Below are 16,112 nucleotides of genomic sequence, written 5' to 3' on the forward strand. Positions count from 1 at the left end.
GGCCCTGGCTAGTTGCATTTGATGACTGGAGGCGATCCGAGGGGAAGTATTGGTTGGGAAATGGTGGCCAGGCCATTGGCCGATGTCGGTGCAGATTCCCATCCGCCGGCATAGACAGCCACAACACTGACGTCCACGGCCTTGGGGCCGCCCAGCAGCAGTTCCATAAGCCCGCCCAGAAGGTTGATGACGCCGCCCAGCAAACCTTGCGCTCCCTCGCCCAACGACAGGATCTTGGACAGTGGCGTCACCGGCACAGATTGACTATTGCTTTCCCCATCCACCGCCACGGTGAGTCTGCACCCTTCCAACACCACCGGAGGACTGCTTGGAGCCGACCAGGTAACATTCACCGCTTGGTTTCCGGTACCAGAAGCCGCGCAGTTCAGCGCACCCGGGACATGCGCAGTCACTGTCACGGCTGACATCCCGGCACTGGCCGCAGCGCTTGCGCTCCACGCCGCCGCCGTGGCTTCCACCCGGTTCACCGCCACCAACGGGATCACCACGGCGAGCCTGGCCACAGTTGCCCCCATGCCCAGCCAGGCCCGACGCCGCGTCCCCGGGCGTGCGCCCTCGGTTCGTCCAGCCTCGGGGCCTGCGCCGTCGGATCGTCCAGCCTCGGAATGGAAGAAGGCCAGGTAGATAAGGTACGCACACAGCAGCCCACCCAACACCATGGCAACGGGCGACCCGAGCCCGCCGGCAGCCCCGCCCCCATGGAGCCGGAGACAACTACCAACGGTTTGAGCCCCAGCACCAGGCACAGCACGCCCAAGGTGGCCCCAAAGTTCAGCAGCCGCCGTTCCCAGCCGGCAAGTCGCACGCCATAGTTCTTCATCTCAAGACCCCGCAGTTGCTGTGAAAGTGAGCGTGATGGTGGTGGACTGGCCCTGCAAGGACGGTGCCGCACCAAGCGGCAGCTGGGCCTGCACACAATAGATGGCAGTACCACCGGCAGCCAAAACCCCCAGGGAGTACGGGGCGGGGAACGCTTGCCCGCCAGTCTTTGAATAGACCGGCGCAACAGAACAAGTCCCCGTCGGCGTCGATGGTCACTGTCTGCTTGTATTCCACAATGTCGCCGGGCACAATGGTATCCGTGGCGGGGTTGAAGGCAACCGGAGTGGCGGGAACGCTGACATCTTGCCAAACACCGGCGGCTGCGGTGTCAAGCAAGAGGTGGCCGGTGGTCACGGTTCCTGCGCTCACGTCGCCGCTGCCGTTCCACAGCGCGAACGTGCCTGCTCCACCGAACATCAACGCTCCAGCGGCACCAGCAGCGATGGCTGCCTTCATAATTTTTTTAGCGAGTCTTTCCTCACGCTAAAATTATGCCCCCACTAGGCAGTGCTCTCATCTAAGCTCATCGGCGCCACGGAATCTTCCCCCAAACGGCTAGTTCTGCAAGCCAAAGGGCTAATTCTTTACGGCCTGTCGGCTAACACGGCAGCCGTCGCCGGCAGCAAATATGAGCTCCGCCGTTGATCCCCTGTAGACTCGTCGATTAGGTGCGCCGGGAAGTCTGGTCGGCAACGTCTTTGCTGAACCCAAAAGTGGCCTCGCCACTGCTGGACCTACCCGAAAGTCATGGCACCCATGAAACCATCACGCAGTCTCCGCATCTTTAGCCGGGGAAGCTACGCCGAATCCGTGCGCATCAGCACTATTCTTCGCTCCGAAACTGTCGGTGGAGCCCTTTTGCTCGTCGCAACCGTGGTTGCCTTGATTTGGGCCAACTCGCCCTGGGCTGATGGCTACTTCAATTTGCGTGACTTCCGGATTGGCCCGGAAAGCCTGCACCTGAACCTCAGCCTGGGCGGCTGGGCGGCCGATGGCTTGCTGGCCATCTTCTTCTTTGTTGCCGGGCTTGAACTCAAGCGCGAGTTTGTGGCCGGGGATTTGCGCAGCCCCTCACGCGCCATGGTCCCCATTGCCGCGGCCTTTGGCGGTGTCATCATGCCCGCAGTGCTTTTCGTGCTGATCAATCTCCAAGCCGGGCCGGAGACACTCAAGGGTTGGGCCATCCCCACGGCCACCGACATTGCCTTCGCCTTGGCAGTCCTGGCCGTCATCAGCACCCACCTGCCCAGCGCCCTGCGCACCTTCTTGCTGACACTCGCCGTGGTGGATGATCTCATAGCCATCGCCATCATCGCCGTTTTCTACCCGGGCGAAATGCACTTCGAGTTCCTTGCACTGGCACTACTGCCGCTGCTGGTCTTCGCCTGGTTGGTGCAAAAACGCATTAGCGCCTGGTACTTCCTGGTACCGCTGGCGTTTGCCACCTGGGCCCTGGTCCATGCCTCGGGCGTGCACGCCACGGTGGCTGGTGTGTTGTTGGGCTTCATGGTTCCTGTGCTGCGCAGGGACAAGACTCCCGAAAATGGTCCCGGCCTGGCCGAAAAGTTTGAGCACGCTATCCGCCCTGTTTCGGCCGGTCTTGCCGTGCCCGTGTTCGCGTTCTTCTCCGCCGGGGTCGCCCTAGGCGGGGTGGCCGGGCTCAACAGCGCCTTCACCGATTCGGTGGCCATAGGCATTGTGGTGGCCTTGATCGCGGGCAAGTTCATGGGCGTCTTTGGTGCCACCTGGCTTGTCACGAAAACCACCAGGGCCGAGCTCGACGACGGACTGGCCTGGATCGACGTCGCCGGCCTTGCACTCCTGGCCGGGGTTGGTTTCACGGTGTCCTTGCTCATTAGTGAACTGAGTTTCGGTGCCGAAAGCCCCCACTACTCTCACGCCAAGGTGGCCATCCTGACCGGCTCCGTACTGTCAGCCCTGCTGGCCGCGATCGTCCTGCGCAGTCGCAACAGGCACTACCGCAGGCTTGCCGAGCTGGAGGAACTCGACGAGGACCACGACGGCATCCCCGATGTTTTTCAGCACGGCGACTCCGCCAAGTAGGTGCCGGTTCGCCGCGCGGATATGGAGACTTGCTTTTACCAATGGTGGTGCATGAATGTGGCCCACCATCGGAAAGCACCTGACCAAGCCAACACCTGAAACCCTGTTGACGCGCCATTTCTCCTAGCGCTCGCTGCGGATGCGAATCATCCTCAAGAAGTTGCCGTGACCGTGACTGTCATCTTGCTCGTGGTTGGCCGCAGCCTACTACCCCCAGTCCCTGACGGATCCGAACTTCGTCGTTGGCTTGAGGCTGCAGGCGGGCGTTCTTGCCCTCTGTTTCTTGCTGACCTGGGATCGGTTGCCGTGTGGGGCGTTTTGGCTCATTCCGCTCCTGGACTTCTTGGCCGTGGGATTCATCCGCCACGGCAGTGCCCAGTACGTCACCTCCGCCGGTTTGTTGGTGCTGTTCCCCATCTTCTGGCTGTCGGCGTCGGGTCCGGCCCGGAAAACCGCCGTCGCCAGCAGCACCCCGGCCACCTTGCTGATTGTCTGGGTGGACACGGTGACTGTCGGCCTGGTGGTGGATCAGGACGGCAACGACCAGTTCATGAATTCGACTCAGGCCCACCTGCGCGCCCAGGCCCTGCCGGCGGACCTGGCCACGTACTTAACCATTGCCCAGCGCAACGCGCAACGCCCGAATCGGCTGGTCTCTGACCTTTTAGCCACCGATTCCATGGAGGTCACCCCGGCGTTGACCGATATTTCCGCCATCCTCGCCCAGTGCCTCGCCTCCGCCAGGCCCATGGCGTCGCGGAATGGGGTGGAGTTGCTGATGACTGCCCCGGTTCAGCTGCGGGCCATGGTCGACGCCGGCCGGATTGGGCAGGCGTTGGGCAACCTCATCTCCAACGCCATCAGGTACTCGCCCGACGGCGGAACCGTCACGGTGCGTGCGTGGCACGACGGCGCGGAGGTGGTGTGCGAGGTCCAGGACACCGGCATGGGGATGAGTAGCGCCGAACAGGCCCAGGCGTTCACCAAGTTCTTCCGAGCCGATCCTGCCCTGGAACGCTCCGCTGGAGTTGGGGCTGCTGATCACCCAAACAATTGTGGCCAACCACGGCGGCAGCATCTCGCTGCAGAGCGAGCGCGGGTGGGGACCACGCGCGGATGGTTCTGCCCGACTGCGCCCTCGTCGCGGTCTGAGCCGGGGAGCAGCATCACGGCCCCGGAAGGGCCACCGCGGGCTTAGTGAACCAGCCGGTAGCCCACGCCGCGCACTGTTTTGATCCAGCGCGGATCACGGGGGTTGTCACCCATTTTGCGGCGCAGGTTGGTCATATGCACCTCGATGGTGCGTTCGTCGGCGTCGCTGATATACGTGCCCACGTCGTACTCTTCCCCGCGCAGCCAACGCACCAAGTCGGATTTGCTGCGCACTTGCTTGCCGCCGTTCACCAGGGCATGGAGCAGGTCAAATTCGGTGCGGGTCAGCTCCAACTCGGTGCCGTCCACCTCCGCCGTGCGGTCGCTGTCGTTGAGCACTAAACCGTTGAGGGCCCGCGTGGCCGGAGCGCTCCCGGCCGGCACCGCCGCCGACTCAGCAGGGGGCGGTCCGCCGTCGGCCGGCACTGCCACCGTGTCGGCGTCCGGTGCGGCCTCCCCTGCCGGGGATTCGGGGCCGGAGGCGCGGGGCCGGCGCATCATGGCACTGATCCTGGCGCGCAGCTCACGGGGGCGGAACGGTTTGGTGAGGTAGTCGTCGGCACCTGTTTCAAGGCCCAGCAGGGTGTCCATCTCATCGGCGCGCCCTGTCAGCATGATGATGTAGGCGTCACTGAAAAGCCGTACGCGCCTGGCCACTTCGAAACCGTCAATGTCTGGCAAGCCCAAATCGAGGGTGACGATGGCCGGGTTGTATTTTTTAATTGCCTCAACCCCGTCTACACCATTGCTGGCCGTGTAAACCTCAAATCCTGCCTGATTGAGAATTACGCCGATAAGTTCGCGGATATCCTGGTCATCTTCAACGATGACTGCAACACGAGGATTGTCCATTTTTCCCTCACTAAACTTCCAAAGACCAATAAGAAACTTGCCTGTTACGGCGTCTTAGAGCCCCCAGGCCCCTTTGTTACCTACAGTATGGCATTATCGGTACCGGTACCTATACAGGTTTCCCTCTGCGCGGCGCGCCCTTACGGACACCTCGGTGAAGCCACTGCCCAAGTCCTCGAGCACCTCGGTTTTGGCAGAAACGAATGAGTAACGGAAGCAATTTTGACCACCAGCACAGCGAAGTTAACCGATATCCCCGGAGCCCAGCTCATCCGGCGCTACTTTTATGAGCGATCGATGCGGACCCGCATGTTTCTGGCCCAGCTGCCGTTCACCCTGACAGTGGCCCTGGCAGCCACATTGATAGCATTTTTGCAGCCGTCCCTTTTCGCTGGGACCGAACTCGTTGCCGCCGTGGCCATGAGCATTGCGTTGCTGGCCGCGGCCGCGGCCGTCCCGTGGGAAAAGCTGCCGGGGGGCACCTTTTTGGTCATCCCCTATCTGGACTTTGTTGCTGTGGCCCTGTTCCGCGACGGGAGCAACGCGCTGCTGTCTTCGGCGGGCATGTTGGCGTTGTTCCCGGTCTTTTGGCTCTGCGCCTCCGGGTACGCACCGAAAACGGCCGTCATCGCCAGCACCCTGGCAAGCCTGCTGATCGTGTGGATTCCGGTGGTGCAGGCGCCCGGCCCCATCTCGGCGGAGCAATTGGTCAGGCCGTTGCTGTTTCCGTTCATGATGCTGTCCTTCGCCGTCGCCATGGTGGTGCTGACCACCAGCATGGACAAGCAGCACGATGCCTTGGTGGCCCAGGACCTGCAGCGTCGGACAGCCTTGGAGGACAGCCAGCAGCGTGAACGGCTGCTGGCGACCATTGTGGACACGGTCAGTGTGGGGGTGGTGGTGGTGGATGCTGACGGCAACGACCGCCTCATGAACTCCACTCAGGAGGCCATTCACGCCTTGGGCGTACCCCCGGACACCAGTGACCCGCAGGAAAACGAACTGTTGGTGTTCGGCGTCGACCGCGTTCCGCTGGCCGCCGACGCTCGCCCGGTCCGCCGTGCCATCATGGGCGAGTCGTTCACCAACTACCAAATCTGGATTGGTACCGGCGAGCAGGCCAGGGCCCTGTCAACAACTGCCCGCACCATAGTCAATGACGATGGCACGTCCGACGGCGCCGTCATCGCTTTTCACGATGTCACCGACATGGTGGTTGCCCTGGCCGCCAAAGACGACTTTGTGGCGAACGTGTCCCACGAGTTCCGCACCCCCCTCACAGCCATCCAGTCCTACGTGGCCCTGGCCTTGGAGGCGCCCGGACTGGCCCCCAAGGTAGTTGCCTCGTATTTGAAGGTTGCCGAACGCAACGCCGTGCGGCTCAACGGCCTGGTGTCGGATTTGTTGACCACCACCACCATGAGCGTGGATCGGGCCCCCGCCGACGTCGCCAGGCTCATTGCCGATGCCCTTGCCTCCGCTGCGCCGGCCGCGGCAGCCAACGGTGTCGCCGTGAGGTCCCAGTGCCCGCAACCACTGCCGGCTATGATCGACGCCGGCCGGATCGGGCAGGTGTTGGATAATCTGGTTTCGAACGCGGTGAAGTATTCGCCCGACGGCGGGACCCTCACGGTGCGGGCGTGGGCGGACGGAACAGACCTGCACGCCCAGGTCACCGACACCGGCCTGGGCATGAGTGTTGCCGAGCAGGCCGGGGTGTTCAGCAAGTTCTTCAGAGCAGGATCTGCCATGGAACGCGGTATCCCGGGCATAGGTCTGGGGCTGATGATTTCCAAGACAATTGTTGACAACCATGGTGGATCCCTGACCGTGAACAGCACACAAGGTCAGGGAACCACCATGAGTTTGATGATTCCTGGGTGTGTCATCAGTGCCGAAGAGTTTGCCGCCTACTCCTGCCAAACATCTAGGCCGTAGGCCAGGTACTGAACCACCCAGTATTCCGCGTCACCGGCCTGGCTGCCGTTCATCGGCACAATACGCAAAGTGTATTGTCCGTAAGAGTCAGCCGCCCAGGCAGGGCTCCCCCACCGGTCCAGCACCCGGGGCGGGAAGGTCAAGGTGGCGTTGCGAGCGACAGTGGTGAATTCTGCACCATACTTCTTCGTGGTCCCCCCACTGCCGGTGCTCTTGGATTCGACGCTGACCACATAACTGGTGGCAGTGGCAGCTGCTGTCCAGTTGATGCGCAGCACGTTGTCTTGGGCCGCGGGAGGCCACGGTACCGGCGCGGCAGTGAGCGTGAAGGAACCCAGCGGGGACCTGCCTTCCGGGCTGGCGTAGGCGCATTGCTGCGACCACTTCTGGTGCTTGACCGTCCTGTAGACCGGGTCACCGGCAACACCGCCCTTCATGGGTAGAATCCGCAGGATGTACAGGCCGTAGGCCTTCTGGGTGTTGTCAAGAACAAAACTGGCCGTATTCACGGTGACAGTCTTTGACTGCGGGGAACCGTAGTTCTTCTCACTGGTACTCAAGGAAACAACGTAGCTGATGCCGCTGGAGGCATTGGCGGGCCAATTGACAGTGTATTTTCCGGAGTTTCCATCGGCTCTGCAGGTAACCTTGTCCGGATCCATGGTCGCGGGCCGTGGGGCAATCACAGGACTGAGCACAATGTTTCCCTGGCTACCGGGCGTCGGGCTCGGTGCCGGCGCAGCCCCTGCGGTGATGGCGATGGTGGCTGTTGCGCTTTGGTTCCATTTGGCGATCGCGACACCGCCGCCACCCAACAGCACTACCACGAGAAACGCCACGGCCGCCATGGTGAACCCGGGCAGCTGACGCAGTCGGCGGGCAGCGCGCCGAACACGGTTGCCCGGCATCGGTTCTGGTTGCTGCGGTCCTGCTGGGCTCATCGAGTCCTGCTCCGTTTCCGAACTGAGGTGAATACGTACACGCATGCGCTGATGAGCGCAAGCCACGGCCAGGGGTTGTGGGCGGTTGCTTCCACATTACTTTGCAGCCGGCGCAATAAAGGCTGCGGCTCCCGAGCCGCCAAAACCCCTTGCTGCTCCGCTGGTCCAGGGCCGGCCACCGGTGGTGCACCGCTGGCTGTCTCCGCACCGTTGACGGCGCCTTCGGCCGCCTGCGTCCGGCCGGTCACCGTGCCGTTCAACCTGGCCTCCACCGTGCCGGCAGTCCCACCACTGACGGGCAGGGTGAGCGCTGCGCCTGCGGCGGGCGGAGTGTCTGGACGCCCGGAGCAAGGCCCAACGAGCTCCCCGGCACCTCGCTCTTGCAGCACAAACATCAGGGTGAAGTCGGCTGCCTGGTTCCGGGTGGAGTTGGGTGCTTGCAGCGTCAGGCCCAGGGCAAGGGTCAGGGGCAGTACCTCGCCTGCGGCCAGCGTCCAACCATTGATGACAGGTGTGCAGGCGCCGGGGAACGGTAGTGTGGCGGCCGTTGGACTGTGGCTTGGAGCGTGCGTTTGCAGGCGCAGGTATCCGGGCAGGAAAGCTGCGCCGGCGTTGGCGGTGTTGTGCGCACCGACGGAGAGCTGTGCGCTGTGGTTGCTGGCGTTGCGGACCCAGATAAGCCCTTGCCGTGATTCTCCTGGAACATAACCTTTTGTGCTCCTAAACATGGTTGGAGGTGCGTCGGCGGCGAAGTGGACGCCGTCGCCGCTTAGCTCAAGCAGATCATTTGTGGTCTCGGCGCCCGTGGCAGGCCCCGCCAGCAGTGTTCCCAGGGCAACGCTTGCCGCGATGGCCATGACGGCCCTGCGTGCCGAACCGGCGAGGCCGCGCAGCGGGACGCTGCTCATCAGATGTTGTCGCGATCGGCCTGTTTGCCGCGCTTGGACTCCACGGCGCCCCTGACCATGCTCAACGCACCCAGGGCGATAAATCCGACGGCGATGACTGGAAGCAGTGTGCCGCGCTGTTCGCCCGCGGCATGGGCGGCGAAGCCCACATAAGGTACTGCGTAGAGCAGCTTGCCCTTGATCTGTACTTCCTGGACGGTTGCCGCGTCTGCCAGCGAGTTATTGTCGCCCTTGGTGGTGAATACTCGTTGACCACTTTGGGTGGAGCCCACGGAGGTGATGCGGTGTGAAATAACGTCCGGCTTGCCGGACTCTATCTGGTAGGTGATGACATCGCCGGCCCGGAGCGTGTCAACAGCAGCAGGCTTGACCACCAGGAATGTTCCGGGCGCATAGTGGGGGGCCATGGAGTTGGTCAGCACGGTGTAGGTCTGTGAGCCGGTGGCTAGGGGTATCACAATCATGATCAGGGCGCTGAGCGCCGCCAGCACGAGCACCACATAGGAGCCCCAGACGCCAATCTGGTGCAGGACTCCGCGGGTGGGCACCTTGGCTGCCGGGTCAGCGGGCGGGGCAGAAACATCGCTGGTGACGGGGCTGAGAACAGTCATGGTGGACCCTCTTAGAGTTGGTTGACGATGATCGGGACGGCAACGGCGGCGGTTTGTCCGCCAAGTTGCGCCGGCATGGTGGCGGCCAGGGTGACTTGGAAGCACAGCACGGCGCTTGCGGTTTTGGCGATGTCCACGGTGGCCGTGCCGTTGGCCGGAGCTGACGCGTAGAGTGAGGCTTGGGAGCACTGTGAGAGCGCTGTTGCGGCCACCACCTTAACCCCCAGGTAGGGTGCAAGCGGAGATCCAGCATTGTTCTCTATGGCCGGGACACCCGTGCTGGCCCGTACCGTGAAGGGCCCTCCGGCGTTGGTCACATTGCCCAACTGCACGCCCGCGTAGCTGCTGTGCCCGGGGGCCACAAGCCCTGCCGGGGTGGTGCTCAGCGCCAGCGTGGCAGCCGTCCCGTCGGGCAAGGTCATGTCGGTGTACGCACTGGTCGTGGTATCGGTGAGGCTGATCCGAAAATCTGCGGACTGAACCACACCGGCGTCTGCTGCCGCGAATTTGTTCCACAGGGCGTAGCTCCCTTGGACTGTGAGAAGACCCAACACCACGGCAACGAGCACGAGGCCGGTGGCTTTCAGTGCGCGGGTGCTTTTCATGGCTGCTTCCGTTGGGAGGGGTGGTGGCGTGTTGGAGCGGGGTCCAACACACCACCGTCAGGGGTCTGTGGAGACGTGGTGTTAGAGGCCGTTGCTGCCGGCCGGGGCCTGCTGCTCGAGCTTGTAGCCGATGGAGCTGAAGTCAACGGTCGAGTTCACCGAGTTCCGGGCTGTCGTTGATTCCTTGAACGCAAAGGTTGTCGAGGCTGTCACAACACCTGTGTTGGCGGGAGTCAATTTATCGTCCTTCAGGACCGCCCCGCCCTTGCTGTCGCTCAACCTCGTCGCCGAAACGACGGCATTGGCGCCGAAGCCCTTGTCAGCTGCGGCACCGGTGACAGCCAGCTTGGCAACCATCAAATCGCCGGACAACGTCACATTCAGCTGCTGCGTGTACGTCAAGGAGTCACCCGGCACAACCTTGTAGGTGGTGATGTCGATCGGGTTGCCGGAAGCGTTCGTCCACACGGCCGACTTGGCCACGGGTACCAGGTTCAAGTCACCGGAAACCACTGAGCCCATGGCGGCAGAGTTTGCCTGGTTCCAGGTAGCCAACGTTCCGCCACCACCTGCCAGCAGGATAACGCCTACACCAGTTGCAATTGCGCCTTTAGCCATCTTGTTCATGTTCAGACCCCTTGTTGACGTTCAATTCACGTTCACTCGGCAAGCGTTCCTGCCGATGAATTCAACAATGCTGCAACCACCTCAAGAAACAACGCCACAAAGCCGGAAGATTACAACAAGAAAAACACAAGATTTCCGCCACCCGCTGTGCCGCCGGGCAAGCTCAAGAGCACCTCAAGAGATCCACGGTAGAGGGCGCCGGCAGGTCACCAAACGTCGCAATCCCCCCGATGTGAGATTATCGGTACCAACAACTTGTTGCCTGGCGGTTGTGCCGGCCCTGGCCACGACCGGCCCCTCACGGGTACCTCTGTTGGTGCGGGGTTGGCGCGGAGAAGCCACGTCGCGACGTCGATGGAGGGAAGCCCACATGACCCACCCGGATAGTCAACAAAAATCCGCCCGCTTCTTGGACCGGCTGCAGCCTATGCGCAGGCGAGTCTTTCTGAACCAGTTGCCGTTGGCGCTGCTAATGATGGTTGCGGTTGTCATTGCCGCAGTCGTCTATCCGTTGTCGTTCCAGGAGCCCTTGTTCATCGCCGCATTGGTGATGCACGCCTTGTTGCTGCTGGCAGCCATCGCCGTCCCCTGGGAGAAGCTTCCGCGAGGGGCTTTTTTGATCATCCCCTACCTGGATTTTGTGGCGATTGGCCTTTTCCGTGGCGGCAATCAACAATTCCTCGCCGCTGTTGGGTTGCTGATCTTTTTCCCCGTCTTCTGGCTGGCGTCCTCGGGGATCGCCCGCAGAACCGCTGCGGTGGTCAGCGTGACGGCCGCCTTGCTCATCGTGTGGCTGCCTGTGCTGCTGTCCCCGAACGGCTTCACCCTGGAGCAGCTGGCAAAGCCCCTGCTCTTTCCGCTGGTGGTGCTTGCCTACGTCACCACAGTGCTTGCCGTGACCAACACGGTGCACGTGCAGCGGAAGGAGTTGGAAGCCAAGGACGCCGAACTGCGCGCCAGCCTGCACGCCAGCCAGCAACGGGAACGGCTCTTGGCAACTGTGGTGGACACTGTCGCCGTGGGTGTTGTGGTGGTGGATGCCGACGGTCATGACACGCTGATGAATGCGACCCAGAAGGCCCTGCACCTCCATGCGCTGCCGCTGGAGATTGCCGACCCGCAGGAAAAGGACTTGCTGGTTTTCGCGGTCGACACCGTCACGTCCCTGGAGGCTGAGGAGCGCCCGGTGCGACGGGCCGTCCGGGGTGAGGCGTTCACCAACTACCAGATGTGGCTGGGCGCTGGGGACCAGGCGCGGGCTGTTTCCACCGCTGCACGGCCCATCCTCACGGAGGACGGCAGCTTTGACGGTGCGGTGATTGCTTTTCATGACATCACCGACATGATGGCGGCGCTGGAGGCCAAAAATGATTTCGTGGCGAACGTTTCGCACGAATTCCGTACCCCTCTGACCTCCATCCAGGGCTACTTGGACATGGTGTTGGAGGAACCGGAGGCGCTCACCGCCGACGTTCACAACTATCTGAGCATAGCCTCACGCAATGTTGATCGGCTCAGTTCGCTGGTCTCTGATCTGCTGACCACTGACTCGTTGACGCTTCAGCTGAGCCGGCGCGATTTCGCCTCCCTGGTCGCGGAAAGCATGTCCACGGCTGCGCCTGGGGCCGAGCTCAACCAGCTCACGCTGGTCGCCGAGGTGCAAGGGCCCTTGCAGGCGTTCATCGATGTCAGGCGGATTGGCCAGGTACTGGATAATTTTGTGTCCAATGCCGTGAAGTACTCTCCCGACGGCGGTACCATCACCGTGCGAGCCTGGGCTGATGGTGCGGATTTGTGGTGCGAAGTTCAGGACACCGGCATGGGCATGAACACGCAGGAGCAGGCTGAAGCTTTTACCAAGTTTTTCCGGGCCAGGTCAGCTATGGCCCGCTCCATCCCGGGTATCGGCTTGGGGTTGATGATTTCGCGAACCATTGTTGCCAAACATGGCGGCACCATCAGCTTGAGCAGTGCCCGAGGCGTGGGAACGACGATCGGGTTTGTGCTGCCGGGGTGCTTGACTGTTGGCAACGGAACCGGCGGACGTGCCGTGCCCGCCCAATCTGTGGCCGGTGCCGCGACGTAACGTGGCCACCACGATGACACCAAAAACCCACAAGATTTCCTCAGGTTTGTCCGTTTGTCTAAGGTTTCGTCAAGTTTCAACTATTTCTTGAAGAACCAGTTAATTTCCGGTCTACTGCCGATAGTCTTACAACGGCACTCATGAACCATTGAGGTCGCACTTCACACGAAGGCAGGAGGCGGGGACTAGACCATGACAGTCACAGCATTGCCGCTTGTCTGCACAGCCACCTTGCACTCCCTTGAGGAGTCCCTCGACGGCGAGTACACCCTGTGCCGTAACTTTGTGTGCCGCTACGTGGAGATGTGGCCCGGACGTTTTGTTCGCCTTCGTGAGGCTGTCGCCGCCGGACACCACGAGGCTGCCTTGGACGCAGCACTAAGCCTGCGCAGCTCCAGCATGATGGTGGGGGCAGCCCGGCTCGGCGAGCTGACCGGAGATCTCATCAGGATCCTGGAAACTGGCTGCAACGCTGCCGCCGCCACCAAGCTTGCGGCCCTGGGTCGGTGCGGAAACCAAACCGCCTGCCAGTTGACGGCAAGCTACGTCAACGTGGCCTAGCGTTTCACCGTGATTGGCGGCAAGCAAACTTTCCGCCGCCTTGCTGTTGCCGTGATGGCCGCCTATTTGTTGGCGCTTGCCCTCATAGTCTTCTGGCCCACCGGAGCTCCGGCCATGGTGGCGGAACAGGCGCTCGTAGCGGCTTAGCTCGTCTGGTTCAGCGCATCCTCGGCAGCAACCCAGGCCAGCATGGCGCACTTGACCCTGGCCGGGAACTTGGACACACCCGAGAGCGCCGCGGCGTCGCCCAGGATTTCCTCGTCGGCTTGCAGTTTTCCGCGGGAGCGCATCACCTCACGGAAACTCTCAATCAGCGAATGCACCTCGGCGCGGCCCAGCCCCTCCAGCATTTCGCTGAGGATGGACGCGGACGCCATGGAAATGGCGCACCCGTCCCCCGCCCAGTGAATCCCGGACACCACGCCGTCGGCCGTCTCAAGGCGCAAGGTGATCTCATCCCCGCAGACGGGGTTCAACTGGTGGCACTGCCCCACGTTCTGGGGCAGGTGCAAACCCTGCAACTGCTCATCCGGCAGGTCGGCGCCGTACCGGGCCTTGGACTGCTCCAAAATGATCTGCTGATACAGCGAATCCAACGAACTCATGGGACTTATGCTCCGTTCACGCCGAAGTAGGCGCGCACCCCGGCCACAGCGGCCAGGAACGTGTCAACTTCTGCTGTGGTGTTGTACAAATATGTGCTGGCCCGGGTTGAGGCGTTCAAGCCCAGGCGCCGGTGCAGGGGTTGGGCGCAGTGGTGCCCCACCCGGACGGCGATGCCGGCAGCGTCAAGGAACTGACCGACGTCATGCGCGTGCACCCCTTCCACCTCGAAGGAGGCCAGGCCCGCCCGCGGGATGCCTGACGCCGGACCCAAGACCCTGATGCCCTCAATGCCTTCGAGCCCGCGCACCAGGCGCTGGCCCAGCGCCGCTTCCCACTCGTGGATGCGTTCCATACCGGTTTCGCGCAGGTAGTTCGTGGCCGCGGCCAGCGCGGCCGCCTGGGAAATGGGCTGGGTGCCGGCTTCAAAGCGCTGCGGCGCCGGCAAGTAGGCGGCTTCTGCCATGGTGACGGTGGTGATCATGGACCCTCCCGTGAGGAACGGTGGCATGGCATCGAGCAGTTCCGCACGCCCATAAACACCGCCAATGCCTGTGGGCGCCAGCATCTTGTGGCCCGAGAACACGGCAAAGTCAACATCCAGGGCTTTCACATCCAAGGGCAGGTGGGGGGCCGACTGGCAGGCGTCCAGGACCACCAGCGCACCCACCGCATGAGCCATGGCGCTCAGTTGGGCCACCGGGTTGATGACGCCGGTGACGTTGGAGACGTGGGTGAAGGCCAGGACCCTGGTTTTTGCCCCGATGAGCTCGGCCGCGGCGTCCATGTCCAGGGTGCCGTCGTCGTGGATGGGGATGAAACGCAAGGTGGCGCCGGTGCGCCGGCACAGCTCCTGCCAGGGGATCAGGTTGGCGTGGTGTTCCATTTCGGTGACCAGCACCTCATCCCCGGCCCTCACGGCAAACCTCTTGGCATGCTCGGAAACTTCTCCAACGCTGGCGTTGCCGAAGGAGTACGCAAGGAGGTTCAGCCCGGCGGTGGCGTTTTGGGTCCACACCAGCTCATTGTCCTGCGCGCCAATGAAGGCTGCAACTGTGCTGCGGGCATCCTCAAAAACATCCGTGGCGGCCACGGCCAGCGTGTGGGCGCCACGGTGCACTGCTGAGTTGCGCTGCTCGTAGTATTCCTGTTCGGCCTCCATGACGCTGAAAGGATTCTGTGAGGTGGCACCGGAGTCAAGGTACACCAGCGGCTGGCCGTTGACTTCCGTCGCCAAGATGGGGAAGTCGTTGCGAATGCGCAGAACTTCGACATCCCCCAGTGGGGTGAGGTGATCGTGTTGCGTGGATCCTGTCACCAAAATTGTGCTCCTTCGCTAGCGCAGCAGGCCGGTGTTCGGCTCGCAGGGGACACAACTGAATACGTCACATCCATTTCACCTAATTGTTGCACTGTTAGGCAGCGGGGGCATCTCAGGTTCGGCTTACTCGAGCAGGGCCAGCAGGTAGCTTCCGTAGCCGGACTTCATCAGATGCCCGGCCCTGTCGCGCAGCTCCTGATCGCTGAGGAAACCCATGCGCCAGGCAACTTCCTCCGGGGCGCCGATCTTTAACCCCTGCCGGTTCTCCACGGTGCGCACAAAGGTGGAGGCGTCGTTGAGGTCACTGAAGGTGCCGGTATCCAGCCAGGCCGTGCCGCGGGGCAGCAATTCCACGTGCAATTCACCGCGCGCCAGGTAGACCTTGTTGACATCTGTGATCTCCAGCTCCCCCCGGTCTGAGGGTTTCAGATTTTTGGCGATATCGATGACGTCATTGTCATAAAAATACAGCCCGGGCACCACATAGTTGCTGCGGGGACTGACAGGCTTTTCCTCCAGCGAAATGACAGTGCCGCGGCTATCAAATTCCACCACACCATAGGCGCCGGGGTCCTTGACCCAATACCCAAAGATGGATCCGCCGCGCAGGTACTCATGTTTTTGCAACTCGGCACCCAGGCCCGGGCCGTAGAAAATATTGTCCCCCAGCACCAAGGCCACAGTGTCACGGCCAATGTGGTCTGCGCCCAACAAGAACGCCTGCGCCAAACCGTCCGGTGAGGGTTGCTCCTTGTACGTGAGACTCACCCCAAATTGGCTACCGTCACCTAACAACCGGCGGAACTGTTCGGCGTCGTGCGGGGTGGTGATGATCAGGATGTCCCTGATGCCGGCCAGGATCAGCGTGGACAGGGGGTAATAAATCATGGGCTTGTCATACACCGGGACAAGTTGTTTGCTGATGCCCAAGGTGATCGGATGCAGCCGGCTTCCCGTGCCTCCGGCGAGAATGATGCCGCGCATTTTACCGTCCTAACAC

At 62.3% G+C, this 16,112-nt stretch carries 17 protein-coding genes; 6 read left to right on the plus strand and 11 right to left on the minus strand.

Going from position 1 to position 16,112, the window contains the following annotated elements:
* Window positions 1-8: 8 nt before the first annotated feature.
* Both ACX80E_RS06795 and ACX80E_RS06800 read right to left on the minus strand, forming a co-directional pair.
* On the minus strand, window positions 9-680 hold the full coding sequence (locus ACX80E_RS06795; protein WP_459301147.1) for a hypothetical protein: 672 nt from the start codon (window positions 678-680) through the stop codon (window positions 9-11).
* Between the two features lie 157 nt (window positions 681-837).
* On the minus strand, window positions 838-1,299 hold the full coding sequence (locus tag ACX80E_RS06800; protein ID WP_459301148.1) for an alternate-type signal peptide domain-containing protein: 462 nt from the start codon (window positions 1,297-1,299) through the stop codon (window positions 838-840).
* A 300-nt stretch (window positions 1,300-1,599) separates the two neighbouring features.
* Between ACX80E_RS06800 and nhaA the strand changes: the two genes are divergently transcribed.
* The gene (gene nhaA / locus ACX80E_RS06805) at window positions 1,600-2,907 is read left to right on the plus strand and encodes a Na+/H+ antiporter NhaA (protein ID WP_459301149.1); all 1,308 of its coding nucleotides are present in this window, start codon (window positions 1,600-1,602) and stop codon (window positions 2,905-2,907) included.
* 193 nt (window positions 2,908-3,100) lie between these two features.
* A complete protein-coding gene (locus ACX80E_RS06810; RefSeq protein ID WP_459301150.1) occupies window positions 3,101-4,105 on the plus strand; it encodes a sensor histidine kinase in 1,005 nt (334 codons plus the stop codon).
* Here the strand turns inward: ACX80E_RS06810 and ACX80E_RS06815 are convergent.
* Complete coding sequence (locus tag ACX80E_RS06815) at window positions 4,102-4,911, minus strand: response regulator transcription factor (RefSeq protein ID WP_459301151.1); 810 nt, start codon at window positions 4,909-4,911, stop codon at window positions 4,102-4,104. The two genes, ACX80E_RS06810 and ACX80E_RS06815, sit on opposite strands and share 4 nt — an antisense overlap.
* 222 nt (window positions 4,912-5,133) lie before the next feature.
* On the opposite strand from ACX80E_RS06815, the gene ACX80E_RS06820 reads away from it, so the two are divergent.
* Window positions 5,134-6,849 (plus strand): sensor histidine kinase, encoded by a 1,716-nt coding sequence (locus tag ACX80E_RS06820; protein ID WP_459301152.1) that lies wholly within the window; start codon window positions 5,134-5,136, stop codon window positions 6,847-6,849.
* Here ACX80E_RS06820 and ACX80E_RS06825 read toward each other — a convergent pair.
* From ACX80E_RS06825 to ACX80E_RS06845, 5 genes are all read right to left on the minus strand, one after another.
* On the minus strand, window positions 6,822-7,790 hold the full coding sequence (locus ACX80E_RS06825) for a hypothetical protein (protein ID WP_459301153.1): 969 nt from the start codon (window positions 7,788-7,790) through the stop codon (window positions 6,822-6,824). The two genes, ACX80E_RS06820 and ACX80E_RS06825, sit on opposite strands and share 28 nt — an antisense overlap.
* Window positions 7,787-8,698, minus strand: coding sequence for a hypothetical protein (locus tag ACX80E_RS06830; RefSeq protein ID WP_459301154.1), 912 nt, complete (start codon window positions 8,696-8,698; stop codon window positions 7,787-7,789). The genes ACX80E_RS06825 and ACX80E_RS06830 overlap by 4 nt, the downstream gene beginning before the upstream one ends.
* Window positions 8,698-9,309, minus strand: a complete 612-nt coding sequence (locus ACX80E_RS06835; protein ID WP_459301155.1) for a signal peptidase I — start codon at window positions 9,307-9,309, stop codon at window positions 8,698-8,700. Before ACX80E_RS06835 ends, ACX80E_RS06830 begins: the two co-directional genes overlap by 1 nt.
* Window positions 9,310-9,320: 11 nt before the next feature.
* Complete coding sequence (locus tag ACX80E_RS06840; RefSeq protein WP_459301156.1) at window positions 9,321-9,914, minus strand: hypothetical protein; 594 nt, start codon at window positions 9,912-9,914, stop codon at window positions 9,321-9,323.
* An 81-nt stretch (window positions 9,915-9,995) separates the two neighbouring features.
* A complete protein-coding gene (locus ACX80E_RS06845; protein ID WP_459301157.1) occupies window positions 9,996-10,541 on the minus strand; it encodes an alternate-type signal peptide domain-containing protein in 546 nt (181 codons plus the stop codon).
* A gap of 370 nt (window positions 10,542-10,911) precedes the next feature.
* On the opposite strand from ACX80E_RS06845, the gene ACX80E_RS06850 reads away from it, so the two are divergent.
* The 3 genes from ACX80E_RS06850 (at window position 10,912) to ACX80E_RS06860 (ending at window position 13,335) form a co-directional block, all read left to right on the plus strand.
* Entirely contained in the window at window positions 10,912-12,627 is a 1,716-nt protein-coding gene (locus tag ACX80E_RS06850; protein WP_459301158.1) for a sensor histidine kinase, read from the plus strand.
* A 192-nt stretch (window positions 12,628-12,819) separates the two neighbouring features.
* Window positions 12,820-13,188, plus strand: a complete 369-nt coding sequence (locus ACX80E_RS06855; protein WP_459301159.1) for a hypothetical protein — start codon at window positions 12,820-12,822, stop codon at window positions 13,186-13,188.
* A 9-nt stretch (window positions 13,189-13,197) separates the two neighbouring features.
* Complete coding sequence (locus ACX80E_RS06860) at window positions 13,198-13,335, plus strand: hypothetical protein (protein ID WP_459301160.1); 138 nt, start codon at window positions 13,198-13,200, stop codon at window positions 13,333-13,335.
* Here the strand turns inward: ACX80E_RS06860 and sufU are convergent.
* From sufU to rfbA, 3 genes are all read right to left on the minus strand, one after another.
* Complete coding sequence (gene sufU / locus ACX80E_RS06865) at window positions 13,332-13,793, minus strand: Fe-S cluster assembly sulfur transfer protein SufU (RefSeq protein WP_459301161.1); 462 nt, start codon at window positions 13,791-13,793, stop codon at window positions 13,332-13,334. The two genes, ACX80E_RS06860 and sufU, sit on opposite strands and share 4 nt — an antisense overlap.
* 5 nt (window positions 13,794-13,798) lie before the next feature.
* Window positions 13,799-15,109: a SufS family cysteine desulfurase gene (locus ACX80E_RS06870; protein ID WP_459301163.1), complete on the minus strand. Its 1,311-nt coding sequence runs from the start codon at window positions 15,107-15,109 to the stop codon at window positions 13,799-13,801.
* Between the two features lie 126 nt (window positions 15,110-15,235).
* Entirely contained in the window at window positions 15,236-16,096 is an 861-nt protein-coding gene (gene rfbA / locus ACX80E_RS06875; protein ID WP_459301164.1) for a glucose-1-phosphate thymidylyltransferase RfbA, read from the minus strand.
* Window positions 16,097-16,112: the final 16 nt, after the last annotated feature.

The organism is Arthrobacter sp. TMN-49 (genome assembly GCF_054511095.1).